Here is a 22,569-nt window from a genome sequence, read left to right as displayed (position 1 = left end):
TCTCCACAATCTGACGCGGATCTCGCTCGCCAATGCGACGCCACGGATCAATTGGTTCCGATGCTGGCGATGCATGTCACTCGCGTCAATGGGGATGCCTTGCCACCGCCTGCGCTGGCAAGGCTTCGGTCGGCGATTTGTCCGGGCGCCCGCGAACGGGGCCCGGACGAGACCGTCACTTCTGGATGCACGTGTCGACTGTGTCCTTGGTGCATTCATCAAGACCGGTGAACACCGGATCTTCTACTGGCTTGCCAGCGATCAGATCCATCATGACAGACGGTGCCTTGTAGCCCATCTCGAACGGACGTTGCCCGACGAGTGCCGTCACCAGCCCTTCACGCGCAATGGCAACTTCGTCGCCGATGGTATCGGCGGCGCCGATGACGAATTCGTTGCTGGCAATCTTGTCTGCGATCGGCTTGAACAGGTCGCGATAGGGCTGCGGTGCGCCGAATAGTGGCCAGCCACCCATGATACCAAAGGCATCAAGGTCCGGATTGGCGGCGAGAATATCCGTCATGGCCTGCACGCCTTTTGCCCCGTCGTCATTGGTAAAGACTGGGCAGCCTGCGACTTCCGTCCAGCCTCCCTCACCCTTCAGTTCCGTCAGTCCCTCCTTACCGGTCAGGGTGTCGCGCATGCCTTGGGCTCGGCGCAAAATGTTGTCCGCCCCCGGATTGCCCTCGATCGTGCAGATCTTGCCGCCATCCGGCTTGGCCTTCTTGATGTACTCGCCAATCCGGGCACCCATCAGGTAGTTGTCGGTACCGAGATAAGTCTTGCGCAGGGCCGAGTCCTCTTTGGCTAGATCGGCGTCGAGCGTCATGACGGGGATCGTCGGGTTCGCGGTCTTCAGCGTTTGAGCGATCAGTTTGGCATTAGACGGCGAAATGGCGATTGCTGCCGTGTCGGCTTTGCCGAGCATGTCCTGAACGATCTGTGCTTCGCCGGCCTCGTCGGATGTCGAGGCTGGTCCAGTGTAGAAGCACTCATACTCGGAATCCGGGTTTTCCTTGTTCCATTTCTGGCAGCCCTGATTGATCGCTTCGAAGAAGGGGTTGTCGAGTCCCTTCACGACGATGACGAGCTGCTTCTTGGCTAGAGCCTGGCCGGCACAGAGCGCCAGGACAGCGACGGCGGCCAGCAATACTGTCTTTCTCATTCTATCCTCCCATTGAACAAGCGGACGTTGTCTGTCCGCGGCACAAATCAACCCGGATAAAAGACGACACGAGGATCGTTCGACTGACGCTCGTATTGCCAGGCCGAGTCGATAAGCTTTTCGAGATCGTAGTCAGGGCGCCAATCCAGAAGGTATTTGGCCTTGCTGTTATCCATCCAGTTCGAGTGGAAGCCGCTGGGGACGTCAACCGAGCCGAGGCCGCGCGTACGTGCGAGGTAGCCTGCGACTTCGCCATAGTCGACTGGACGGTCCATGGAGACGTTGAACAACTGCCGTGCGGCGCGGGGATTGTCGATCGCTGCCAGGATCGCCGAGACCAGGTCGCTGACGTGTACGAAATTGCGTTTGAGCGGCCGGCCATCTGCGTCGCGAAGGAGCGGCACGGTTCCGGCCTCGGCGTATCGCCTTGCTTCTGCAGGCGCAAAGAAGGTCTTCCAGTCTGGCCCGCCAAACACATCGTCGCCGAACGACAACGTCTGTTTGAAGTCGTCCTTCTCCATGATCCACGGCGCGCGAAGGCAGCAACCGTTCGTGCCGTATTGAATTGCGTACTGATCGAGCATCACTTCCTCGATGACCTTCGATAGCGCGTAGCAACCGGGATAAGCGCGGTGCGGCGTCTTCTCAGTCACGGGACCATCGTGGCGATAAAAGAAATGGCCGACCGACGCGTCCCCACCGACGAGGATAAACTGGCGTGCGGAAGGGCTGACCCGGAAGGCCTCGAGTAGCCAGAACAATCCTTTAACCGTGATGTCCATGACCGCGTCTGGCGTTTCCTTGCAGGTGGCGAGGTGCACCACATGGGTGACGCTTTTCATTGCCGCATCTGCGACGTCGCGGTCGGCGATCGTCCCACGCACCATGTCGATTCGATCGCACGGCTCGAGCAGGCGATTGTGGCAGAGCGCACGGATCTCCGCCTGCGAAAAACGCGGTTGGTCAAGCAGCCCCGCGATGAGGTTCCGCCCGACCTTGCCCGTTGCACCGGTGACAAGGATAAGCATTTTTGTCTCCCACTGATGGCTAATATACAGGGCAACGTGTATTTGTCATACAAAACAGTTTCTAGGCATAGGACGTCATTGACGCCTTCATAAGGATTTGCGTAAATAAAGATGTAGACCGCTGGGTGAAGACTGAGGAACGATCGCGCCCGTTGGCGTGCCGGCGCGCTTCGGGAGGCGAGACGACTGGTGGCGACACTCGAGATCACCAACATTTCCAAGCATTTCGGCGCCATTCAGGCGGTCAACGACGTTTCGCTCTCGCTGGAAGCAGGCCAGGTTGTCGGTCTCATGGGAGATAACGGCGCCGGCAAGTCGACGCTGGTCAAAATGATTGCCGGCAATCATCGCCCGAGCCAGGGAACGATACGGCTCGACGGCAACGAGATCGTTCTGCATCGACCGATAGAGGCAAGACAGCACGGCATCGAGATCGTTCATCAGGACCTGGCGCTGTGCAATAATCTCTCGGCGGCGGCAAATGTGTTCCTTGGACGCGAACTCAGGCGCGGCTTTGGCCCGCTGCGGGTCCTTGACTACAAGGCAATGTACCGTCGCGCGGGAGAGATCTTTAGCGAGCTTCGATCCGAAACTCGCCCCCGCGATCTCGTCAGGCAAATGTCCGGAGGGCAGCGGCAAGCGGTCGCGATCGCGCGAACGATGATCTCCGAGGCAAAGATCGTCCTTATGGACGAGCCGACGGCGGCCATTTCGGTGCGCCAGGTCGCCGAGGTGCTGCATCTGATTCGTGGGTTGCGCGATCGCGGCATCGCGGTCGTGCTCATCAGCCATCGTATGCCGGATGTTTTTGATGTCGCAGATCGCGTCATCGTCATGCGGCGCGGCCGAAAGGTCGCCGACAAGCCTATTGCGCAGACGTCGCCTGAAGAAGTGACAGGATTGATTACGGGCGCCATCGAAAGAGGATGAGCGCTGCAGGTGCCGCATCGGAGGAATGCGTAAGAAAATGGCAACAATGCTCGACCAGACGATCGCTCACAAACAACGCACGTTGGGCGCTGCGATCCTCGCCAACCAGACGTTCTGGGTGTTCGTCGCTGTCGTTCTGGCATGCATCTTCCTTTCCTTCGCAACGGATTCGTTTGCCACAGCGAAGAACCTCTACAACATCACCCGCAACGCCACCTTCGTCGCTATCATTGCCCTCGGCATGACGCTGGTTATCATCACCGGCGGGATCGACTTGTCGGTTGGGTCGGTGCTTTGCCTATGCAGCATGGTCTTGGCGGTCGTCATGCATTCCGGCTATAGCATCGAAGTCGGGATTGTCGCCTCGGTGGCAACGGCGCTTTTCATCGGCGCGTTCAACGGTGTGCTCATCGCCTATGTCGGATTTCCTCCTTTTGTGGTGACACTCGGCATGCTTTCGATCGCACGAAGCCTGGCGATGGTAGCGTCCAACAACACGGTTGTTTTCCAGTTCGGACCGGACCACGACAAACTGCTCGCTCTTGGCGGGGGGGCCTGGCTGTTCGGCATCGCCAACCCGGTGATCTACATGATTGTGCTGACGCTGCTGACGGGTTTCGTTCTGCGATGGACGAGGCTGGGCCGCTATATCTACGCCATCGGCGGCAACGAGCACGCCGCGACTGCTACCGGTATACCTGTGCGTCCGATCAAGGTCGGTGTGTATATGATTTCTGCCCTCTCCGCCGGTGTCGCCGGCATCATCCAGACTGGCTGGCTCGGAGCGGTAACAACGAATATCGGCGCTGGCATGGAACTTCAGGTCATCGCAGCGGCGGTGATTGGCGGCGCCAACCTGGCCGGCGGCGTTGGCACGGCCTTAGGCGCACTGGTCGGTGCGGCGCTCATCGAGGTAATCCGCAATAGCCTCGGGCTGCTCGGCATCAACGCGTTCTGGCAGGGAACGTTCATTGGCGGCGCGACCATCCTTGCAGTACTCTTCGACCGCATCCGCAATTTCCGGCAGACCGAGTAGCTGCGAGATTTCGTCGCCCAAACCGCTCGATGAATTGTTCTGCAAGTTGGAATCTACGCCGGCGCGGCCGAGATGGAACGAGATGAGAAGGATGGCGGCGAGTGCACAGGTAGCTCGCCCAATGGGCTAACGCACCATGCGCGGGCTTACACCTGCCAACATCTTGATGATGTCGTCCTCTAGCTTCTGACAGAGATCCTCATACTCCTCCCTCACCGTGGGATCTGGCATCAGTTGCTCCCGTAACTCATCACGCTTCATGGCGGCGACGCCGTAAGCTTCGAGCAGATCGTTGATCGCAAGGAAGTTGGCATCGGAAATCTGTTTCCGGTGTCGTGGCAGCCGCATCATCATTCGGGTTCGCCCGACCTTCTCGAAATTCATTATCCGCTCCTCGGTCTGTCGGCCGAGAAGATTGTCCACCACGAAAATGAAAGTAGCAACATGACTTTTAGCCGACGCATCAACGGCGCGCAAAGATCGCTGTAGCGTTTTGAATTGCTGCATGTTTCTATCCTTAGATCGAATGGGATTTAAGGAAACATGCAGTAGTCATGATCTCAATGCCGTAAAGCGGCATGCGTGGTCATGCCGGTCTATCTCAAAGCGGCACGATTGTGCGTCGGATTTCTCATGGCGCAACTCTCAGAGTTCGGGATCCCTCAGGGGAAGAAAGCCTTGGGGGAGGGGCTACCGGGCTTTGCCGCTCTTCTCTCGTTCTAAGCTGTCGCGAAGCGCTGACATGATATCGACGACGTTGTCTTTCGCCGGTGTAGCCCTGCGCTTGGCCTTCGGCTTCAACGTCTTCTTCTTCTCGGCGATCAGTTCGAGCATGCGATCCTGAATGGGGTCGGTGATCGGCGCCCACTTTTTCGTTTGCTGCTTGATCAATTGCTTCATGAGCGGAGCAAGGCCGCCCTCGGGCTTTGCCTTGATGTTCGAGAAATACTCTTCTTCAGGTCTCACCTCGTCACCATAGCGCAACGTCCATAGAACGATGCCTTCGCCGCGCGGCTCAAGCATCACCGCGCGCTCTCTCTGGCCGAAGACGAGACGGGAAATCCCAACGACGTTCTCTGCGCGCATGGCGTCGCGGATCACGGCGAACGCATCTTCACCAACCTTGTCGTTCGGCACCAGGTAGTGCGGCTTCTCGAGCCAGATCCATTCGATGGAATCGCGCGGCGTGAACATGTCGATCTCAATCGTCCGGACGCTTTCGAGCGCCACCGCATCGAGTTCTTCTTCCTCGAGAATGATGTAATCGCCTTCGCCGCGCTCGTAGCCCTTCACCTGGTCTTCTGTATTGACTTCCTTGCCGGTCACGCCGTCGACGTATCGTGAAGCCACGCGGTTGCCGGTGGCGCGGTTCATGGTGTGAAACCGGATCTTCTCGGTGTCGCTGGTGGCCGGCGACAGGGCGACGGGGCAGGTGACCAGTGAAAGCTTGAGGTAACCTTTCCAGTAAGGTTTGACGGCGGCCATGACTTTAGCCTGCCTTCTTGCGCGCTGCCGGCCGTGGCGTCGGGACGGCTCGCGCAGCTGCTGCAGTGCGGGGCTTCGATGCGCGCGCCGATCCGAAACCGGCGCTCATGCGCAGCGCCTCCATCAGGTTCGTCGACGGCCCGACCTTCGGCTGTTTCTTCGCCTTGACCGTCCGGCCTTCCATCTTCGCCTTCACGAGTTCAGCAAGCGCCGCGTCGTATCTATCGTCGAAGGTCCGCGGATCGAACAGGCCGGCCTTGGTCTTGATGATGTGCTTTGCAAGGTCAAGCATTTCACCTTCGATCTTGAGGTTCGGAATGTCGGCGAACGCTTCCTTGGCGGAGCGAACCTGATAGTCGAAATTGAGGGTGGTGGCGATGAGCCCGTCACCGTGGGCGCGAATGAGAACTGTCCGCAGCCGGCGGAAAAGCACAGCTTGGGCGAGGGCGCCGACCTTGGACTCACGCATTGCATCCCGGATCAGGACGAAGGTCTCTTCGCCCAGCCGATCGGGGAGCAGGTAATAGGGTTTGTCGAAATAGAGATCATCGATTTCGCCGAACGGCACATAGGATTGTATGCGCAAGGTCTTGTCGCTTGGAGGAACCGCCGCGGCCAGTTCCTCGGGTTCAAACAGCACGTAGCGGCCGTCATCGACCTCATAGCCTTTGATCTGATCTTCGCGCTCGACCACCTTCCATGTGTCGATATCGACATACTCCCGCTTCACGCGATTTCCGGTTTTTCGGTTCAAGGTGTTGAAGCTCACGCGCTCGGAAGTCGACGCAGCGCTGTGAAGCGCCACGGGGCAACTGATCTCGGCAAACTTCAAAAAGCCCTTCCAAAGAGCACGTCCGGCCATATCGATTTCTCCCGGTAGCCCGGATTCAACGGAGGCAGATTACGTTTGTTCCGGCTAAGACGCGAATCAATTGTGGCGTTTAGTGGGCTGTCGATAGTAGGATGAACCTATCCACGAGTATTGCGTTTGGGAGTCTGTTGCACAGTCCAGGAGTGAGGGAGGCGGTGCTATGAACACGAAGCTCCATATCGACGGGTCATTTGAGGCTATGCACCGGGCCCTCGACGAAGCCAATCGCGCCTTTGAAAGTGGCGGCGCCGATCGACATCGCGACGCTCTGCAGCGCCTCGGCCGCGCGGTGATGAACTCCCTTGCCGAGATCATCGAGACCGACGGCGGAACGGACGGCTACCTCTACGACGCCGACGGAATCGCCCATGATATCGAGGCTTGTTATCACAAGCTGGTCGAGGAAGAGGAAGCGGCCGAGCCGCACCAGGCGCCGCAGCAAGCCAGCCATGGAACGCTCAACGTTCGTCAACAGGGAGTAGGGCGATGATCACCGGCACAGATCTGCTGCAGATTTCACTTGCGCGTGTGAACATGGAGCGGTCCGACCTCGAGGCGGCCGGCGTGATCGATCCCGGACAAGCGGGCGACAAGGCCTGGTCAAACTTCGGACGGGACATGGACACCTTCATATTGAAGCTGCCGGAATGGCGCCGTGCAGCGCTCGCCGCTGTGATCAGAGCGAGAGCGGGCAGCACCAGTGAGGTGTCCCATTAACGCGCTCAAATCTATGTTTTCGGGCCCAATGTGACGTATAGCTGCGAGAAATGCCTCCGAGTACCTGCTCCCCGTTCACGCACGCATGCCAGACTTTCTCAGACCGCTGCTTTATCTGCTTGTTCTCTTTTTTAGCATCACCGCTGTAGCGGCGGGAACTTTTTTCATCGATTGCCGCTCGACCAGCGCTTGATGGAACTCGCCAATTGGCGCCGATCCCGCATCGAATTCCGGCGCCGTTTCGTGGAGTTTTACGGCTCGTTCGGTGTCTTTGGCCTGTATCCAGATCATTTACGGGCGCTGCCACCGTTCAAATATCAATGGCGTCTGGAATCTCGCGTTTCTGGCTCCGGCAGAACGCTGCAAAGTCCTTGAGGAATTTCTCCGCCCCGGGACGATTAGTCGAAGTCATGAGGCTTCCCCTGATTGCGTCAGGCGCCTGTTTCATCACCGGAAACCGAAAGAAAATCCTCTCGGAGAAATTCGAGCTTACAGTCGAAAGTACCGTTCGCAGCACCGCCAGCATGTCCTCGCCTCGGTGCGAAGCATGGGCGAGGGCTATTGGTTTTCCGATCACCGCCTCACCGGAGACAAGCCAGTCGATCGCGTTTTTGAGGCCACCGGGAATGCTGCGAACATATTCGGGGCTCGAAATGATCAGCCCATCACTCGCGGAAATTTTTTCGATGAACCGGATGACGCTTTCTGGGGTATTCGAGCCCTCAAGGTCAGGAGAAAAGACCGGCAACTCACCGATCCGGTCAAAGACATCGATTGCGACATCGGCCGGTGCCAAGGCTTGGAAAGCCCTTAACAAGGCCGTGTTGGTGGATAGCTGACGTGTGCTGCCCGAAATCGCCAATATCTTCATGCTCAAAAGATAATGGAATATCCTTATCCGGCAAGCGGTCCACACCAGCGAGTTGCGCCCGAGTCGATAGGTGAGGAAGTAGTTCAATTCGACTCAAGAACTGAGATTCAATCGTCTACTGAGTCCAGGCCGACGACTTCGCTTTGATCAGTCTTTGGTCGTGGCGGCGCGCGTGCCACGAGTTCATGCGGTTGACGCATCGATCCTATCCCTCCGGCAGCAAGGCTGACGGTCCTTTTTCCGGCTCGGATGCAGGCGGGTCTGCCCCGCATAAGCGCAAGGCCGGCCATCGCAAAATTTGATGTTACATGCCCAACCGGACGAGCTTGTTTGCGGGGTCAGGGGAAGCCCCGGCTAGCGCTGTCTACTTGAACAGGACCACCCATCCGGCATGAACGTCACTCTGTCGGGTTCATGCCGGTCACGCGCCGGAATTCACGATTGAAATTGGATTTCGTCAGAAAGCCTACGTCGTAGACGATCGTGGTGACGGCGATATCGGCTTTTTCGAGGAGCCGGCAGGCCTCCGCGATCCGGAAATCGTTGACATACTGCGAGAGGTTCTTGCCGCAAACGATGTTGACGGCCTTCGACAGGTGACGGGCGGGAATGCCTGCCCTGCGCGCCAGCCGGCTAAGGTTGAGCTCATGGTCGCGATAGAGCCCTTGCGTCTGCATCAGTTGCGCCAGGCGCGCAACAATATGGGTGTCGTCGTCGGATGCCGGCGCCGGCTGCACGGCTTCGGGCTCGCGCGGGATCGGAGCTCGGGATGCGATCGCAGCCCCGGCCCCGAGCAAAAGCACGAGGGGGATCGTCGCAACGGTGACGATCGTGGAGGCATACGAACCGTCGAACACGCGCAGGTCCAATGCGATCAAGCTGTCCGCGATGACCGCAAGCAACAGCGTCGCAGCCATGATCTGCAGCGACCGATGAACGAGAGGGGCATCGTCGAAACGCGCAAGGTCGAGCGCGTCCGAGCCCCCCGATGCGAGACGTCCAAGGGCGACCGCATAACAAGCGAAGATGGCGATGAGGGTCAGATCGAGGCATTGTGGTGAGGCGACGGCAAGGAGTGTCACCAGCAGCGACGGCAAAATGTGCGGCCAGAAACGATAGGAGGATGTGTTGCCCGGCTCGGCGACGAAGGTCGCGAAACAGACCCAGGCCATGGGGCCGACGGCAGAGGCAAGAATGGCCTGGGCCGGCAAGACAGGTTCGATCCCATAGCCCCAGCGCACGCCGATGACCGTCGCAAGAACGCAAAGCAACAGGACCAATATCCGGAAATGCCGGCTGGCAGCCTGCTCACGAAGGCTCATCTGTACCAAAAGAATGAGCAGCAGCAGCGCCGCGACGAACGGCAACGGAACGAAGAGCATCGAGTCGGTCCTGTTTTGCGGCCACTATTGACCAGATCGTGATCGGAGACGACCTCGAACATGATCTTGGTCTCTATTGCGCAACCGTCATGTCAATGTCCTCGGCGTCATTTCAATCGGGCCAAGTCCATGATCTCGTTCAGACCGTTTTTCCTGCTTCTTCTTCAGGTTACACTTCTCATATCTTCGGCCGCCTGTGCGAGCGTCGGCTTCCAGGAGGTTGAAGTTTCTGATCCTCTCGATCGTCCTATCCATGCAGCGATCTGGTATCCATCGAACGAAGCGCCTCGGTTGCAGGCACTCGGCGATTATTCCCAGACCGTTGCCGCCGACGGTCCCGTCAGTGGCAAGCGACTACCCCTGGTGGTCCTCTCGCACGGCACGGGTGGCAGCGCCTACGGCCATCACGATACGGCCTTCGCGCTGGCCGAAGCCGGGTTTGTCGTTGTCGCCCTTTCGCATTCCGGCGACAACTATGCGGACATGCGCCACTACGCCACCCGCAGACAGCTGACCGAGCGGCCGCGGCATATATCGCTGATCATCGACTGCATGCTGCAGACCTGGTCGCAGCGTGCTGCAATCGATCCGGATCGTGTCGGCATTTTTGGGTTCTCCATTGGCGGCTTCACGTCGCTCGTCGCCCTGGGTGGCAAACCTGAGCTTTCCGGTCTGATCGACCAATGTGTGGCGTTTCCGCAAAGATGGGTCTGCCGCGAGTTCGGCGGGGCAGACAGTATCGCCCGGAGCTTCGGCGCTGCGCCGCTGGACGTCGTTCGCGATGAACGGCTGAAGGCGGCCTTCGTCGCCGCCCCGGCGATGCCGGCGCTGTTCCTGCCTGACGGTCTGCGCGAAGTGCAAAAGCCGGTGGCACTCTGGGCGGCGGAGCTGGATCACATCGTGCCAGCGGAGCCGGACTTCGCAATCGTGAAGGGCGGGTTGCCGGTCACGCCAATATCTCATATCGAGCCTGGCGCCGGACATTACTCATTCCTCGCGCCTTGCACAAAGAGCCAGCTGGCGGCGTTGCACGAAATCTGCACCGATACACCCGGCTTCGATCGGGCAGAATTTCATGTGCGCCTGAATGCAGCCGTCGTCGCCTTCTTCCGCCGAAATCTCTAGCTCGGGCCGCGTCTACGCGCCGGATGCAGTCATTCAAAGTGCTACAGCGACCTTTGCGCGTCTAATAAGACGCGCGGCGCTGTAGTCCCTCCAGGTGATTTTTGCGGACAGGCGCCAACGGCGGCATCATCCAGCCTCGCGATAATTGGTGACAATGGCTCATGCGGGTGTGCTCGTTGCCCGAGGCAAGATTCGTCGCCATTCGTTTTGAAACGGCAGCCCGAACAGATTAATCAGCGCCTCCTCGGTTGCCACTGCATCCAGCCAACGACGTTCGACCTGTCCATTGCGATGGCGGATCGTCAACCTGTTCCCGAGCAGTACGTTTCGTGCTTCTGTCGTCGTCAAGGCCATAAGCAGTTGCTGGCGGAAATGGGAGTGCGGATGGGTCGACGCTCCGACGTTTGCGGTATCGTATTCTTCGTCAGCGCAGATCCTCGTCGAAACCTCGTAGACCGGTGACCACTTTGCGGCGAGTAGTACCTTGAGCAAAAAGCCCTCCGGTGTGGCGGTCAAACGAAACATCTCATGCGTCGTCGGTTGTGGCGCCGCGACGTCAAAGCGCAAGGGAAGCGTTGGAACGCAGCTGCCGAAGCCGACGTCGACGAGATAGGCTACTCCGTCAATAACGACGCGGAGCGCCATATGCGACCAGGCCGGCGGCGGAGCGGTTCTTTCCCGCATCCAAAGGACGCGGGCAATCAGCGGCTCTGCCACGTAGCCGAGCGATAACAGGACCCTTTGAAACAGTCCGTTGTGCTCGAAACAGTATCCGCCGCGCCGGCGCGCGATCAGTTTGACATCGACGGCTGCGGGCGACAGATCGATCCTGTGTCCCAGAAGGACGTCTATGGCTTCGAAGGGGATCGTTGCGACATGGTGCGCAATAATCGCCCGAAGGTTCGCAAGATCCGGTGAGCGCGGCCCGCCGTAGCCAATGCGCGCGAAGTATTGGTCGAGGTCGACGGGAACAGCAGATCTCGGCATGTCAAAGGCTCCGGTATAGTGCATCGCGTAGGTCGGTCGTAAAGCGGCCGATCATGCCTTCGAACGCGGTGTTGGTGAGCGCAACGATGGAAAGGCGTCGATCCGGATCGATGAACCATTTGTGCCCATAGGCTCCGTCCCATTGCAGCGTGCCCGGATTTTGGGGACTTCCGGCGTCTTCAGGAGAGGCAAGGATCGCGCCTCCAAAGCCGAACTCCCAGCTCCGTCGGCGGCTGCGCCTGCGGTCTTCGCCTGCATTTCAAACATTGAACGGGCGGTCTCGCGTTTCAAGATGGGCGTACCACCCGTTCTGAGACATTCGAGAAGGCGCAGGATGTCGCCGGCCGTGCCGGCCATGCCGGCGCCGCTTGACGGAAAAGCTTGGGTGTTGAAAATTCGCACGGGGGAGAACCTGACCGGATTGCCGAAGAACGGAATGGTATCGTCATCCGCCAATCGCCGTGGTCGCGGTGTCCCGTCGCCGTAGTGTGTAACAAGCCGGCTGCGATCGACAACCGAGAATGCCGTATCCTCCATCTGCAGCGGACTGGTCACCAGCGTCGCCACCGCGTCTGAAAGGGTACGTTCCGTCGCACGCTCGATGACGGCACCGAGAACGTCGAGGCTCATCGAGTAGCCCCAGCCCTCTCCGGGCCGATAGGCGAGCGGGGCGGCGTTCAATTTCCGAATGAGGTCGGAAAGATCGTCATTGGTGTTGTCGAGCCCGGTGCTGATGGCGAGCCTCCGATAGGGGCCGTCACCTCGTTCCATGAAGGCGTAGCTGAGCCCGGCGCTGTGCGTCAGCAGATGGCGCAGGGTAACGCGCGGCAGACTTCCGTCCGGCAGGCGCGGCGAGAAGTCGGGCAACCATGTCGATACCGCATCGTCGAGATGCATCACGCCTTTGTCGATCAATGCCAGGGCGGCGGCCGTTACGATCGGCTTTGTGACGGATGAGAGCAGGAAGATGCTCTCGAGTTGCATCCGGCGCCCCGCCTCACGATCGGCAAAGCCGGCGGCGCGCTGGTAGGTGAGGCTGCCGTCGATGGAAACCAGGACGACGGTGCCGACGATCCGCTCTTGCATCAAAGCGTCGTCGATCGCCTTATCAATCGCGGACCGCAATTGCGGCAGCGGCGTTCGTTTCAGTTCGGTTGACGTCAGTCCGCCCATTAATTTTCTCCCGTCAGCGCGCCGGTCTTTGCCGACAGGGCCTCGCATCGATGGAAACGGCTCGGCGTGGACGAGTCGATTGCCTGCCTGCGTATGGGAAGCATACGCCGCTACAGGAGGACGCGGTCGCAAGCGTAGGCTACACAACCACCACAGTTTCAGCGTGGAGGTCGGTCGATGAATGCACTTGAACAGAGATATTCCGGAAAGGTCGCGCTGGTCGCCGGCGCAAGTAAGGGCATAGGCGCGGCCACCGTCAGGGCATTTGCGAAGGAAGGCGCGGCCGTCGTGCTGCTTGCCCGCTCGAAACAGGCGATCGATGAAGTCGCAGGTTCGATCCGCGAGCGGGGCGGGGAGGCGTTGGCGATCCAGGCGGATGTCGGTGACGAGAGCGCGATGAAACGCGCCCTGGACAGCGCCCTTGAGCGGTATGGACGACTGGACGCTGCCTTTAACAATGCGACCGACGGCGGGATGCCGGCGCCCCTTGCCGATCTCGATATCGAGGCATTCGATCGCAGCATGCGAACCAATATTCGTGGCACCTTCATTGGTATGCGCCACCAGATCGCAGCCATGTTACACAATGGCGGTGGCGCGATCGCCAACATGGCCTCGGTTGCCGGGGTGAACGGGACATCAGGTCTTTCGGCCTATGTCGCGGGAAAGGCCGGCATTATCGGCCTTACGAAGGCTGCGGCGCTCGACTACGCCGATCAGGGGATCCGCATAAACGTCGTCGCCCCAGGGCCGATCCTGACCCATCATCTCGAAGCCGCAGGCGCACAGGTACAGCAGCAAGCCGCCCTTTCGACGCCGATGGGCCGTCTTGGCACGGTCGAGGAGGTTGCGGCGGCAGTGCTCTGGCTTTGTTCCGAGCAGGCAAGTTACATCACCGGCGCGGTGCTTCCCATCGACGGGGGAATGACGGCAGGCACCAAGCTGTCTATGAATTATCGCCGGGATCAGCCACCTCGCCTGGCGGTGGATTGACGGATCTTGCGGCGTCGGCTTCGGGTCCGTCGTAGCGTCCAGGCGCAAATTTGGGATGGAGATGGCCGTATGGACTGGGAAGAACTGCGTCTTGTTCAGGTGCTCGCCCGCCACGGCTCCCTAAGTGCGGCGGCCCGCAGCCTTGGCACCACGCAGCCGACGCTCAGTCGTCGCCTTGACGCCTTCGAGACAAAATGCGGCCATAAGCTCTTCGAAAGGCATTCGAACGGGCTGATGCCGACTGTCGCATGCCAGTCCATCCTGTCGATTCTCGAGCAGATGGAGGCGAGTGCCCTGGCAGTAGAGCGCCGCTTTGCGGCGCAGGAGGAAGGGCTGCAGGGAACAGTTACCGTGACTACCCTCGACTGGCTGGGCGACTATGTCATCGCGCCCATTCTGGCGAAGTTCGCCGCCGACCATCCGGGCATCACCATCAATCTCATCAACGATAGCAGGCGCTTCAACCTGTCCCGGCGAGACGCTGATATCGCCTTCCGGTTTGGCGGCTTCGACCAGAAGGACATCGTTGACTGGAAGGTGGCGGAGATTCGCTATGGGTTGTTCGCATCGCGCGACTACATCGAGCGTTTCGGAAAGCCGGCAGCCGGGGATAGCACGGCGCATTCCATCGTCGAACTCGCCGAGGCGCCCGTACGCGTATCGCTCTCCACGTGGCTGAAGGAGATCCTTCCGGACGCAAGGGTGATCCTGCGGACAAATTCGATACGCTCACAACTGAGTGCGGTGGAAGCGGGTGTAGCGGTTGCCACGCTTCCGTTCTTTCTGGCCGCCGATCGACTGGGATTGCTTGCCGTGGATACAGGGAACTCTCCACCGACATTGCCACTCGTGATCGGCGTTCATAGCGACATGCGCCGCATACCTCGTATCCGAAAACTCATTGACTTTGCTGTCTCCGAGTTCGTCGGCCTTCGATCACGGCTCAGTCCTGCAAGGCCATAGCTATGGACAGCGGCGGGGCGACAGCGACAGTGGAGCAAATGAATACATGGCCTCGCTTCTCGTTTGCGAGAGGTTCATCGGCTCAAGCTACACTTGGCGCTGACGAATACCGGGGTCGAACTCAAATTTGATTTTGGAGGGTTGTGATGGCGGTCGATTTCCAGGGCAGCTACATTGATAGAGCGGCCCTCGTCATTATGCACTATCAAGTCGACGTGTTCGCAATCCTTTTCGGGGAGCAACCATCGCCGTTGTTGGGGCAGTGTAACGCACTGATCCGGCGCTGGCGCGCCACTGGTCGACCGTTGCTATTTCCCAACTTTTCGCTAGGCGAAGGGTATGAACATGCACCGCCGGCGGAAAACCGCCAAATCTCACCGTATCTACCGACCGGACGATTTCGTACTGGTCACCCCGTCGAAGGTCTTGCGGTCGAACGGGGTGACCTTTTCTATGCATGTCCGCGAGCCAGCGTCTTCTATGGCACATCGCTTGACGCCGACCTTCGGACGCGCGGCGTAAGCACGCTGGTAATGGCTGGGATAAGCACCACCGGTGTTGTTCTTTCAAGCGTCTCCTGGGCCAGTGATGCGGACTACGCCGTGCACCTAGTCCGGGACTGCTGCTATGACCCGGATCAGGATGCGCACGAAGCTTTGTTCCGTTCCGGGTTCGGCGGGCGCGTACAAGTCGTGTGACGCGGGATGCGGGTCAGTGACAGTCTAGCGGAATGGGCGCACGAACAGAAGCGCCCGCGGCGTTATCGCACCAACAGCGCGTCAACGTGATAGGGATCGGATCAATCGGACAACATCAGGGCGGGCGGTAACAACGTGCCGCATAAACAGGCCGGAGACATGACTGCACCCGTCCCGCAAAGCTCAAGCAGTAGCCATCCGGCGAAGGCCGCTATGATCTCGCCTGATGGAATGCCCACGTTTAGCGAACGCGCTGTTGAGCCGGATCGGCGGATTTGGGTGGGAAGCAGCTTGTCCGCCGCTCTGGACGGGAACGGACAAGCCGCCATTAAGGGTCGCTATTTAAGGGGCAGGAAGAGCTCTGCCATCGCCGCATGTTCAGGTGCTTCCGGAAAGAAGGTGAGGCGCTGGCAATACAGGGGGAAATCCCTCGCTTCCTCGCCACTGGCCGGCAGCCAATCGCGGTAGAGGTAAAGCGCGGCAGGCTCCAGATCATCAGTATTGCCGACGACTTTCAACACGGCGCAACGGCCGCCGGGGATTATGCCCGCTTCAATCTGCTCTCCGTTCGTCTTGATCGGCTGATCAGTGCTGACACAAAGGTCCAGCCGATACTCGTCCGCCGACGTCACGCGCGGATCGGAATGGAAGATGTTGAAAGTCAGACTGGTCTTCGGATTCAGGCCAGTGGCTTTGCGCCATGCTATAAAGCGTTTGATCGTGTCGCCGATCCTTACCGGATCACCTTGATGTTTCATGATCGCGACAGAGGTCGGAGACACCTCGCGTATTTCGACGTCATTGGCTGCAAATGTCCTTTGCATGAGCTTGCTCCTTGCTTGGTTGAGAGGCCCGAGGGCGGCAAGCCATGGTTCCCAATCGGGAGATTTCCTGAACTGCGAAGGCGACTGGGTGAACCGTTGCCGAAATGCGCGAGCAAAGGCGTCAGGAGCTTCGTAGCCGGCATCCATCGCTATCTCGGTCACGCTGTCTGCGTCCCTGTAGGCCAGCCTGTAGGATGCTCGCTTCATGCGGACGAGTTGGATATAGCGATGCACGGACAGCCCAAAGGCCGCCGCGAACTGCCGATGGAAATGATACTTGGAGAAGGCGGCCACGCGGCTCAACTCATCCAGGTCCAGATTGCAGTCAAGATGCTGATCGATGTGATCTAGGACCCGTTGCATCCGTGCATGGTAGTTTCGAAGCGTAGTCGTCATCTTCCTGTCCTTACCGTGGCACGACCAAATAACCCCACACAAGTGCTGTGCGCTCGACCGATCTTGCGGATTATCAGGCTCGGCTGCTCGGTAACAACGTTGGCCTATGAGGTAGCCATCCGCCTGAGCGGTCAGCGCCGTCGGCGTCCCGGAGGTTAATGCTCCAACCTGCTGATTGGCATGTCAGCGATGTGAGCAAGCACATCGGCCAGCCAAGCCTGCGGATCGATGTCGTTGAACTTGGCAGTCATGATCAAGGTGGCCATGAAGGGCCCGCAATCGGGACGGCAAAGAGCCGCGACTTTCGGCCAAGCCGCGCAATGCCCGCTCGGCGGCGCGACCCCTATGATTTTGATCATCAATGCGGCCCTTTTTCCCGTACTCCGATCAACCTGATGGGCCGTTCGGTTGTTTCATGCTTTTGGACAGTGGACTCGCTGTTCAGATAGGGTGCGAAGATGGCTGGCCGATGCTATTGTTAGTAAGCAGCGCCTTGATTCGCTCGGCGTCAGCGCCTGTGAGATGGATAAGTAGTGAAGGCAGCCAATTTCGGGAACAAACCCGGGCCTAATTTCGTTGAAATTGAAGTGGTCGTAGCAGAAGCGTAGGACTTCGGGCGACCGCAGGAGGCTTCCATGAGAGCCAATGACGGCGATGTTTTCGACCTCTTTTCGCAGACTTACGCAAGCGGAGTGCAAGAGAAGTTAAGTCTGCAGGAATATCTCCTCGCCTGTCGCGACGACAGGAGCATGTATGCCACGGCGCCGGAGCGCATGGTGGCTGCCATCGGCGAGCCGCAGTTGATAGACACGAGCGCGGACGAGCGCCTCGGCCGTATCTTCGCCAACCGCACCATCAAGATCTACCCCTCCTTTGCGGACTTCTATGGAATGGAGGATACGATCGAGCGGATCGTCGGATATTTCCGATATGCCGCGCAGGGGCTCGAGGAACGCAAGCAGATCCTTTACCTCTTGGGGCCGGTGGGTGGCGGCAAGTCGTCGCTTGCCGAACGTCTCAAGAAGCTGATGGAGCAGCAGCCGATCTACACGCTGGCCATCGACGGTAAGATAAGTCCCGTCTTTGAGTCGCCCCTCGGCCTGTTCGACCGTGATCGCATGGGGGATCTGCTCGAAGACAAATACGGAATTGCCAAGAGGCGGCTCACCGACTTGGTATCGCCTTGGGCAACCAAGCGGCTGGACGAAATCGGCGGCGACATTTCGAAGTTCAGCGTCGTCAAACTCACGCCCTCGCGGCTGCGCCAGATCGCCATCGCCAAGACGGAACCGGGCGACGAGAACAACCAGGATATTTCCGCGCTCGTCGGCAAGGTCGATATCCGCCAGCTCGAGAATTTCAGCCAGGCCGATCCCGACGCCTATTCCTATAGCGGCGGGCTCAACAGGACTACGCAAGGGCTGCTCGAATTCGTCGAAATGTTCAAGGCGCCGATCAAGGTTCTGCATCCGCTGCTGACCGCCACGCAGGAAGGAAGCTACAACGGCACGGAGAACTTCGGCGCCTTCCCCTACCAGGGCGTCGTGCTTGCCCATTCCAACGAGTCCGAATGGCTGCAATTCAAGCACAACAAGAACAACGAGGCCTTTCTCGACCGGATTCTGGTCGTCAAGGTTCCCTATTGCCTGCGCGTCACGGAGGAACGGCTGATCTATGAAAAGCTGCTTCGCGAGAGCGAGTTGTCCGAGAGCCCATGTGCGCCCGAGGTGCTGGAGAACCTTAGCCGCTTCACGGTGGCGACGCGCCTCGCTCTACACGAGAACTCGCCGTCCTACACGAAGATGCGGGTCTATGACGGCGAAAACCTTAAGGATACCGATCCCAAGGCGAAGTCCCTGCAGGAATATCGCGATGCCGCGGGCGTCGATGAGGGCATGACCGGCGTCAGTACCCGCTTTGCCTTCAAGGTGCTGTCGGAGACCTTCAACTACGACACCAAGGAAGTCGCGGCCGATCCGGTTCATCTGATGTATATCCTGGAACAGGCCATCCGGCGGGAGCAGTTTCCCAAGGAGACTGAAGCGAACTATCTCGATTTCATCCGCTCGGAGCTCGCCGCTCGTTATGCCGAGTTCATCGGTCACGAAATCCAGAAGGCTTATCTCGAATCCTATAGCGAATATGGTCAGAACCTGTTCGACCGCTATATCTCTTACGCGGATGCCTGGCTCGAAGATCAGGACTTCAAGGATCCTGATACGGGTCAGATCCTAAATCGCAACGTTCTCGACGGCGAGCTGTCGCAGATCGAAAAGCCTGCAGGGATCGCAAACCCCAAGGATTTCCGCAACGAAGTCGTAAAGTTTACCCTGCGCGCCCGCGCCAGAAACAACGGGCGCAACCCCGCTTGGACAAGCTACGAAAAGCTCCGGGAAGTGATCGAGAAGCGCATGTTCGGCCAGGTCGAGGACCTTTTGCCGGTCATCAGCTTCGGCTCGAAGAAGGACAGCGTGACCGAGAAGCAGCACGCTGAATTCGTGGAACGCATGACCGAACGCGGCTACACCGAGCGTCAGGTGCGGCGGCTCGTCGACTGGTATATGCGCGTCAACAAGGCCGGTTGACGATGCGTAAGCGGGGGATGGGCACATGCCGAATTTCATCGATCGCCGGCTGAACCCCAAGGACAGGAGTCTCGGCAACAGGCAGCGCTTTTTAAAGCGGGTCCATGAGGAATTGAAGCGCACGATAAGGGATCAGGTAAAGTCGGACAGGATCATCGATGTGGACGCCGCCCACGGCGTTCCGATCCCGAAGCGTGGTGCGGACGAGCCCAGCTTCCAGCATTCGCGCGGCAGCGGCGAGCGGCACTATGTCCTGCCCGGAAACGAGACCTTCTCGCCCGGAGACCGACTTAGGAAGCCGGAATCAGGCGGCGGTGGAGGGGTCGGCGGCCCCGGACGGGGCGAAAACACGGACGACTTTCTTTTCGTGCTGTCGCGCGAGGAAGTGCTCGATCTTTTCTTCGAAGATCTGGAGCTTCCGGACATGGTGAAGCTGAACCTGCGGGAAACCGTCAGCTACAAGTCCCATCGCGTCGGTTTCTCGACGGTGGGCACGCCCAGCAATATCAATGTCGGGCGAACGATGCGCAACAGCTTCGGGCGGCGCATGGCCCTGCGTCGCCCGAGCGAGAGGGAGTTGCAGGCGCTTGCCGACGAGATCGCGGCACTGGAACGGGAGGAGCAACCGCCCCCGCAGCAGCGCCACAGGCTCTGGCATCTGCGCGAAGAACTGGAAGTGCTCGAACGGCGGCGGCGGCGTATCGCCTATGTCGATCCCGTCGACGTGCGGTTCAACCGTTTCGAACGTCAGCCTTTGCCGAATGCCAGTGCGGTGATGTTCTGTCTGATGGACGTCTCCGCCTCGATGGGGGAGCGCGAGAAGGATCTTGCCAAGCGCTTCTTCGTTCTCTTGCATCTGTTTCTCAAGCGTCGTTACGAGCGGATCGACATCGTATTCATCCGCCACACGGATGAGGCGCGGGAAGTTGACGAGGAGACGTTCTTTTTCAGCAAGCAGAGCGGCGGCACGGTCGTTTCGACGGCGCTTGAGGAAATGCTCCGGGTCATCGAGGAGCGCTATCCCTCGAATCTCTGGAATATATATGCGGCCCAAGCCTCCGACGGCGACAATGCCAACGGCGACTCGGAGCGGTGCGCCGAACTTCTGCGGGAATCGCTCATGCGTCTGTGCCAGTATTACGCCTATGTCGAGATCATAGACGAGCGCGAAAGCGGAATATTCGGGTCGACGGACAACGGCACCTCACTCTGGCGCGCCTACCGCACGGTCGACAGCGCGGTACCCAATTTCCAGATGACGCGCGTTGCAATGCCCGCCGACATCTACCCCGTCTTCCGCAAACTCTTTGCCCGGCATCAACCTGTTCAACTGCGCAGGTGAGGGGACGATCGAATGGCAAGACGGCCAGCCTCCACTCTGCTGTTCGACGGTTCGGAATGGAACTTCGCGACGCTTTCGCGGGCCTATGAGGCGATCGAGGCGATTGCGATCGGCGAGATGGGACTGGACGTCTATCCGAACCAGATCGAGATCATCTCCTCTGAACAGATGCTCGACGCCTATTCGTCCGTCGGCATGCCGCTGATGTATCAGCACTGGTCGTTTGGCAAGCGCTTCGTTTTTGAAAGTCAACTCTATCAAAAAGGCTATCGCGGGTTGGCCTATGAACTCGTGATCAACTCCAATCCCTGCATCACCTATCTCATGGAAGAAAACACGATGCCGATGCAGGCGCTGGTCACCGCGCATGCGGCCTTCGGCCACAATCACTTCTTCAAGAACAACTATCTGTTCCGCCAGTGGACGGATGCCGGCGCGATCCTCGGCTACATGGACTTCGCCAAGAAGTACATCGCCAAATGCGAGGAGCGGCACGGTCTCAGTGCGGTGGAGGAGATACTCGATTCGGCGCATGCCCTGATGGATCACGGCGTATTCCACTATCGCCGCCCCCCCCGGCTCTCATCGGAAAAGGAGACGGCGCGGGCCCGGGAGCGCCTGGAATATGAAGAGCAGACCTATAGCGATTTATGGCGGACGCTGCCGACGGCAAGCGGAACATCCGGCATCGAGGAGGCGGAGCGCGAGGCTTCGGAACGGAAGAAGGCGCTTAACCTTCCCGAGGAGAATCTGCTCTACTTCCTCGAGAAGCACAGCCTGATCCTTGAGCCCTGGCAGCGGGAAATCTTGCGGATTGTTCGCGTTATCGCGCAATACTTCTATCCGCAAAGTCAGACCAAGGTGATGAACGAAGGATGCGCGACCTTCGTCCACTATTCCATTATCAATAGACTGTTCGACCAGGGCAGGGTCAGTGAAGGCGCAATGTTGGAGTTGCTGGCAAGCCACGCCAATGTGGTGTTTCAGCCGGGCTTCGACGATTCCCGCTTCTCGGGTATCAACCCTTACGCGCTGGGCTTTGCTATGATGCAGGATATCGAACGCATCTGCACCATGCCGACGCAAGAGGATCGGGACTGGTTTCCCACCATATCCGGCAACGGTGACCCATTGGGCACGCTGATCGGCGCGTGGGAGAACCACCGCGACGAGTCCTTCATTCTGCAATATCTGAGCCCGGCGCTGATCCGCAAATTCCGCCTGTTTCGTCTCTCTGACCGCGCGACCAACAAATTTTGTGAAGTCACTTCCATCCATAACGAGCAGGGGTACGCTGCCGTGCGTGCCGGGCTCGCTCGGAACTATGACCCGGTGGCCAATAGACCGGACATACAAGTGGTCGATGTCGATCTGTTGGGAGATCGGCAGCTTCGACTGAAGCACGTCATCAAGAACGGCATTCTGCTGGAGGAAAGCAATCGGGACGCGACACTCGCGCATATAAGCCGGCTTTGGGGATATGAAGTGAGCCTGGCAGGCATCGATGCGTCGACCAGTAAGGTCCTGTTTGAGTGCTCTTCCACAGGAACGTGACCGCAAGCGAGCGGCGCCAGCGTGGGACCTTTCACTCTACCGGCCGGTACTTGTTGTTGAAGCTGAAGTGACTGATTACGCCCAAGAAAAATTATAGCTCCCAAGAAGGGCGATCCTGAAGAACAGGCTGTCCGCCATCCCACCCACCAGGAAGGGGCGCCGGAGCTTGACGGTCACAAAAATCCGCCTCGAGATACAAGTGAGGCGCCGACGCCGGACCCAAACGGCGAGCTGTCCACATGCAGCAATTCAAAGTGCCACAGCGACCTTTGCGCGTCTAATAGGACGCGCGGGGCTGTAGCGGCCGCGGCCCTATGCCACAGGGAACGATTTACTCTTGCGGATTGTTGCACGGGTTATTGGGGACTTTCCGCCGCGCGCCAAAAACGGCGAAGTTAACACCAACCGCCAGGAGAAGTCCGCACGTTGGAAATGACTCGCGTT

The 22,569-nt window shown here is 59.1% G+C and carries 22 protein-coding genes and 2 pseudogenes; 11 read left to right on the top strand and 13 right to left on the bottom strand.

What is annotated here, in order from left to right; all coding sequences use genetic code 11:
* Positions 1 to 175: 175 nt before the first annotated feature.
* Complete coding sequence (locus tag ASD02_RS24035) at positions 176 to 1,165, bottom strand: sugar-binding protein (protein ID WP_057216559.1); 990 nt, start codon at positions 1,163 to 1,165, stop codon at positions 176 to 178.
* Positions 1,166 to 1,212: 47 nt separating this feature from the next.
* Positions 1,213 to 2,193, bottom strand: a complete 981-nt coding sequence (locus ASD02_RS24030) for an NAD(P)-dependent oxidoreductase (protein WP_057221210.1) — start codon at positions 2,191 to 2,193, stop codon at positions 1,213 to 1,215.
* Positions 2,194 to 2,325: 132 nt separating this feature from the next.
* Between ASD02_RS24030 and ASD02_RS24025 the strand changes: the two genes are divergently transcribed.
* Both ASD02_RS24025 and ASD02_RS24020 read left to right on the top strand, forming a co-directional pair.
* Positions 2,326 to 3,123 carry an ATP-binding cassette domain-containing protein gene (locus tag ASD02_RS24025; protein ID WP_057206850.1) on the top strand — a complete coding sequence of 266 codons (798 nt, stop codon included), beginning with the start codon at positions 2,326 to 2,328 and terminating at the stop codon, positions 3,121 to 3,123.
* A gap of 37 nt (positions 3,124 to 3,160) precedes the next feature.
* Positions 3,161 to 4,159, top strand: coding sequence for an ABC transporter permease (locus tag ASD02_RS24020; protein WP_057221209.1), 999 nt, complete (start codon positions 3,161 to 3,163; stop codon positions 4,157 to 4,159).
* 126 nt (positions 4,160 to 4,285) lie between these two features.
* On the opposite strand, the gene ASD02_RS24015 is transcribed toward ASD02_RS24020, so the two are convergent.
* The 3 genes from ASD02_RS24015 to ASD02_RS24005 all read right to left on the bottom strand — a co-directional run bounded on the left by ASD02_RS24015 (position 4,286) and on the right by ASD02_RS24005 (position 6,506).
* The gene (locus ASD02_RS24015; protein ID WP_057221208.1) at positions 4,286 to 4,666 is read right to left on the bottom strand and encodes a hypothetical protein; all 381 of its coding nucleotides are present in this window, start codon (positions 4,664 to 4,666) and stop codon (positions 4,286 to 4,288) included.
* A gap of 183 nt (positions 4,667 to 4,849) precedes the next feature.
* Positions 4,850 to 5,644 carry a Ku protein gene (locus ASD02_RS24010; RefSeq protein WP_057221207.1) on the bottom strand — a complete coding sequence of 265 codons (795 nt, stop codon included), beginning with the start codon at positions 5,642 to 5,644 and terminating at the stop codon, positions 4,850 to 4,852.
* A 4-nt stretch (positions 5,645 to 5,648) separates the two neighbouring features.
* Complete coding sequence (locus ASD02_RS24005; RefSeq protein ID WP_057221206.1) at positions 5,649 to 6,506, bottom strand: Ku protein; 858 nt, start codon at positions 6,504 to 6,506, stop codon at positions 5,649 to 5,651.
* Between the two features lie 169 nt (positions 6,507 to 6,675).
* Between ASD02_RS24005 and ASD02_RS38495 the strand changes: the two genes are divergently transcribed.
* Both ASD02_RS38495 and ASD02_RS23995 read left to right on the top strand, forming a co-directional pair.
* On the top strand, positions 6,676 to 7,005 hold the full coding sequence (locus ASD02_RS38495) for a hypothetical protein (RefSeq protein WP_146160925.1): 330 nt from the start codon (positions 6,676 to 6,678) through the stop codon (positions 7,003 to 7,005).
* The gene (locus ASD02_RS23995; RefSeq protein WP_057221205.1) at positions 7,002 to 7,232 is read left to right on the top strand and encodes a hypothetical protein; all 231 of its coding nucleotides are present in this window, start codon (positions 7,002 to 7,004) and stop codon (positions 7,230 to 7,232) included. The genes ASD02_RS38495 and ASD02_RS23995 overlap by 4 nt, the downstream gene beginning before the upstream one ends.
* Before the next feature lie 111 nt (positions 7,233 to 7,343).
* Here the strand turns inward: ASD02_RS23995 and ASD02_RS23990 are convergent, their stop codons facing one another.
* The 3 genes from ASD02_RS23990 to ASD02_RS23980 all read right to left on the bottom strand — a co-directional run bounded on the left by ASD02_RS23990 (position 7,344) and on the right by ASD02_RS23980 (position 9,485).
* Complete coding sequence (locus tag ASD02_RS23990) at positions 7,344 to 7,523, bottom strand: hypothetical protein (RefSeq protein WP_057221204.1); 180 nt, start codon at positions 7,521 to 7,523, stop codon at positions 7,344 to 7,346.
* Positions 7,524 to 7,542: 19 nt separating this feature from the next.
* Positions 7,543 to 8,103 carry an NADPH-dependent FMN reductase gene (locus tag ASD02_RS23985; RefSeq protein ID WP_057221203.1) on the bottom strand — a complete coding sequence of 187 codons (561 nt, stop codon included), beginning with the start codon at positions 8,101 to 8,103 and terminating at the stop codon, positions 7,543 to 7,545.
* A gap of 398 nt (positions 8,104 to 8,501) precedes the next feature.
* Positions 8,502 to 9,485, bottom strand: a complete 984-nt coding sequence (locus ASD02_RS23980; protein WP_057221202.1) for an AraC family transcriptional regulator — start codon at positions 9,483 to 9,485, stop codon at positions 8,502 to 8,504.
* 129 nt (positions 9,486 to 9,614) lie between these two features.
* On the opposite strand from ASD02_RS23980, the gene ASD02_RS23975 reads away from it, so the two are divergent.
* Positions 9,615 to 10,610: a dienelactone hydrolase family protein gene (locus ASD02_RS23975; RefSeq protein WP_057206866.1), complete on the top strand. Its 996-nt coding sequence runs from the start codon at positions 9,615 to 9,617 to the stop codon at positions 10,608 to 10,610.
* 159 nt (positions 10,611 to 10,769) lie between these two features.
* Here ASD02_RS23975 and ASD02_RS23970 read toward each other — a convergent pair whose 3' ends face one another.
* From ASD02_RS23970 to ASD02_RS23965, 3 genes and pseudogenes are all read right to left on the bottom strand, one after another.
* The gene (locus ASD02_RS23970) at positions 10,770 to 11,597 is read right to left on the bottom strand and encodes an arylamine N-acetyltransferase (protein ID WP_057221201.1); all 828 of its coding nucleotides are present in this window, start codon (positions 11,595 to 11,597) and stop codon (positions 10,770 to 10,772) included.
* Position 11,598: 1 nt separating this feature from the next.
* Positions 11,599 to 11,793 carry a hypothetical protein gene (locus ASD02_RS40630; protein WP_347376838.1) on the bottom strand — a complete coding sequence of 65 codons (195 nt, stop codon included), beginning with the start codon at positions 11,791 to 11,793 and terminating at the stop codon, positions 11,599 to 11,601.
* A gap of 98 nt (positions 11,794 to 11,891) precedes the next feature.
* A pseudogene (locus tag ASD02_RS23965) lies at positions 11,892 to 12,683 on the bottom strand (serine hydrolase domain-containing protein); the annotation flags it as partial.
* 264 nt (positions 12,684 to 12,947) lie between these two features.
* Here ASD02_RS23965 and ASD02_RS23960 point away from each other — a divergent pair.
* From ASD02_RS23960 to ASD02_RS23950, 3 genes are all read left to right on the top strand, one after another.
* Positions 12,948 to 13,763 (top strand): glucose 1-dehydrogenase, encoded by an 816-nt coding sequence (locus tag ASD02_RS23960; protein ID WP_057221200.1) that lies wholly within the window; start codon positions 12,948 to 12,950, stop codon positions 13,761 to 13,763.
* Between the two features lie 69 nt (positions 13,764 to 13,832).
* Complete coding sequence (locus ASD02_RS23955) at positions 13,833 to 14,726, top strand: LysR family transcriptional regulator (protein WP_057221199.1); 894 nt, start codon at positions 13,833 to 13,835, stop codon at positions 14,724 to 14,726.
* 146 nt (positions 14,727 to 14,872) lie between these two features.
* A complete protein-coding gene (locus ASD02_RS23950) occupies positions 14,873 to 15,424 on the top strand; it encodes an isochorismatase family protein (RefSeq protein WP_082555611.1) in 552 nt (183 codons plus the stop codon).
* A 338-nt stretch (positions 15,425 to 15,762) separates the two neighbouring features.
* On the opposite strand, the gene ASD02_RS23945 is transcribed toward ASD02_RS23950, so the two are convergent.
* Positions 15,763 to 16,644 (bottom strand): AraC family transcriptional regulator, encoded by an 882-nt coding sequence (locus tag ASD02_RS23945; RefSeq protein WP_057221198.1) that lies wholly within the window; start codon positions 16,642 to 16,644, stop codon positions 15,763 to 15,765.
* A gap of 155 nt (positions 16,645 to 16,799) precedes the next feature.
* Positions 16,800 to 16,910 (bottom strand): annotated as a pseudogene (locus ASD02_RS37340) (transposase domain-containing protein); the annotation flags it as partial.
* Positions 16,911 to 17,279: 369 nt separating this feature from the next.
* Between ASD02_RS37340 and ASD02_RS23935 the strand changes: the two are divergent.
* The 3 genes from ASD02_RS23935 to ASD02_RS23925 are packed head-to-tail and all read left to right on the top strand — an operon-like array spanning position 17,280 to position 22,125.
* Positions 17,280 to 19,229, top strand: coding sequence for a PrkA family serine protein kinase (locus ASD02_RS23935; RefSeq protein WP_057206879.1), 1,950 nt, complete (start codon positions 17,280 to 17,282; stop codon positions 19,227 to 19,229).
* A gap of 25 nt (positions 19,230 to 19,254) precedes the next feature.
* Complete coding sequence (locus ASD02_RS23930) at positions 19,255 to 20,571, top strand: YeaH/YhbH family protein (RefSeq protein WP_057216613.1); 1,317 nt, start codon at positions 19,255 to 19,257, stop codon at positions 20,569 to 20,571.
* A 12-nt stretch (positions 20,572 to 20,583) separates the two neighbouring features.
* A complete protein-coding gene (locus tag ASD02_RS23925) occupies positions 20,584 to 22,125 on the top strand; it encodes a SpoVR family protein (RefSeq protein WP_057221197.1) in 1,542 nt (513 codons plus the stop codon).
* Positions 22,126 to 22,569: the final 444 nt, after the last annotated feature.

This window comes from Ensifer sp. Root1252, from assembly GCF_001425885.1.
Classification (GTDB): Bacteria; Pseudomonadota; Alphaproteobacteria; order Rhizobiales; family Rhizobiaceae; genus Ensifer; species Ensifer canadensis.
This window is presented reverse-complemented; position numbering and strand designations above follow the sequence as displayed.

Bases quoted from the DNA above. Each gene is read 5' to 3' on its own strand.
- ASD02_RS24035 (WP_057216559.1), bottom strand. From the start codon at position 1,165: ATGAGAAAGACAGTATTGCTGGCCGCCGTCGCTGTCCTGGCGCTCTGT.
- ASD02_RS24030 (WP_057221210.1), bottom strand. From the start codon at position 2,193: ATGCTTATCCTTGTCACCGGTGCAACGGGCAAGGTCGGGCGGAACCTC.
- ASD02_RS24020 (WP_057221209.1), top strand. From the start codon at position 3,161: ATGGCAACAATGCTCGACCAGACGATCGCTCACAAACAACGCACGTTG.
- ASD02_RS24015 (WP_057221208.1), bottom strand. From the start codon at position 4,666: ATGCAGCAATTCAAAACGCTACAGCGATCTTTGCGCGCCGTTGATGCG.
- ASD02_RS24010 (WP_057221207.1), bottom strand. From the start codon at position 5,644: ATGGCCGCCGTCAAACCTTACTGGAAAGGTTACCTCAAGCTTTCACTG.
- ASD02_RS24005 (WP_057221206.1), bottom strand. From the start codon at position 6,506: ATGGCCGGACGTGCTCTTTGGAAGGGCTTTTTGAAGTTTGCCGAGATC.
- ASD02_RS38495 (WP_146160925.1), top strand. From the start codon at position 6,676: ATGAACACGAAGCTCCATATCGACGGGTCATTTGAGGCTATGCACCGG.
- ASD02_RS23995 (WP_057221205.1), top strand. From the start codon at position 7,002: ATGATCACCGGCACAGATCTGCTGCAGATTTCACTTGCGCGTGTGAAC.
- ASD02_RS23990 (WP_057221204.1), bottom strand. From the start codon at position 7,523: ATGATCTGGATACAGGCCAAAGACACCGAACGAGCCGTAAAACTCCAC.
- ASD02_RS23985 (WP_057221203.1), bottom strand. From the start codon at position 8,103: ATGAAGATATTGGCGATTTCGGGCAGCACACGTCAGCTATCCACCAAC.
- ASD02_RS23980 (WP_057221202.1), bottom strand. From the start codon at position 9,485: ATGCTCTTCGTTCCGTTGCCGTTCGTCGCGGCGCTGCTGCTGCTCATT.
- ASD02_RS23975 (WP_057206866.1), top strand. From the start codon at position 9,615: ATGATCTCGTTCAGACCGTTTTTCCTGCTTCTTCTTCAGGTTACACTT.
- ASD02_RS23970 (WP_057221201.1), bottom strand. From the start codon at position 11,597: ATGCCGAGATCTGCTGTTCCCGTCGACCTCGACCAATACTTCGCGCGC.
- ASD02_RS23960 (WP_057221200.1), top strand. From the start codon at position 12,948: ATGAATGCACTTGAACAGAGATATTCCGGAAAGGTCGCGCTGGTCGCC.
- ASD02_RS23955 (WP_057221199.1), top strand. From the start codon at position 13,833: ATGGACTGGGAAGAACTGCGTCTTGTTCAGGTGCTCGCCCGCCACGGC.
- ASD02_RS23950 (WP_082555611.1), top strand. From the start codon at position 14,873: ATGGCGGTCGATTTCCAGGGCAGCTACATTGATAGAGCGGCCCTCGTC.
- ASD02_RS23945 (WP_057221198.1), bottom strand. From the start codon at position 16,644: ATGACGACTACGCTTCGAAACTACCATGCACGGATGCAACGGGTCCTA.
- ASD02_RS23935 (WP_057206879.1), top strand. From the start codon at position 17,280: ATGAGAGCCAATGACGGCGATGTTTTCGACCTCTTTTCGCAGACTTAC.
- ASD02_RS23930 (WP_057216613.1), top strand. From the start codon at position 19,255: ATGCCGAATTTCATCGATCGCCGGCTGAACCCCAAGGACAGGAGTCTC.
- ASD02_RS23925 (WP_057221197.1), top strand. From the start codon at position 20,584: ATGGCAAGACGGCCAGCCTCCACTCTGCTGTTCGACGGTTCGGAATGG.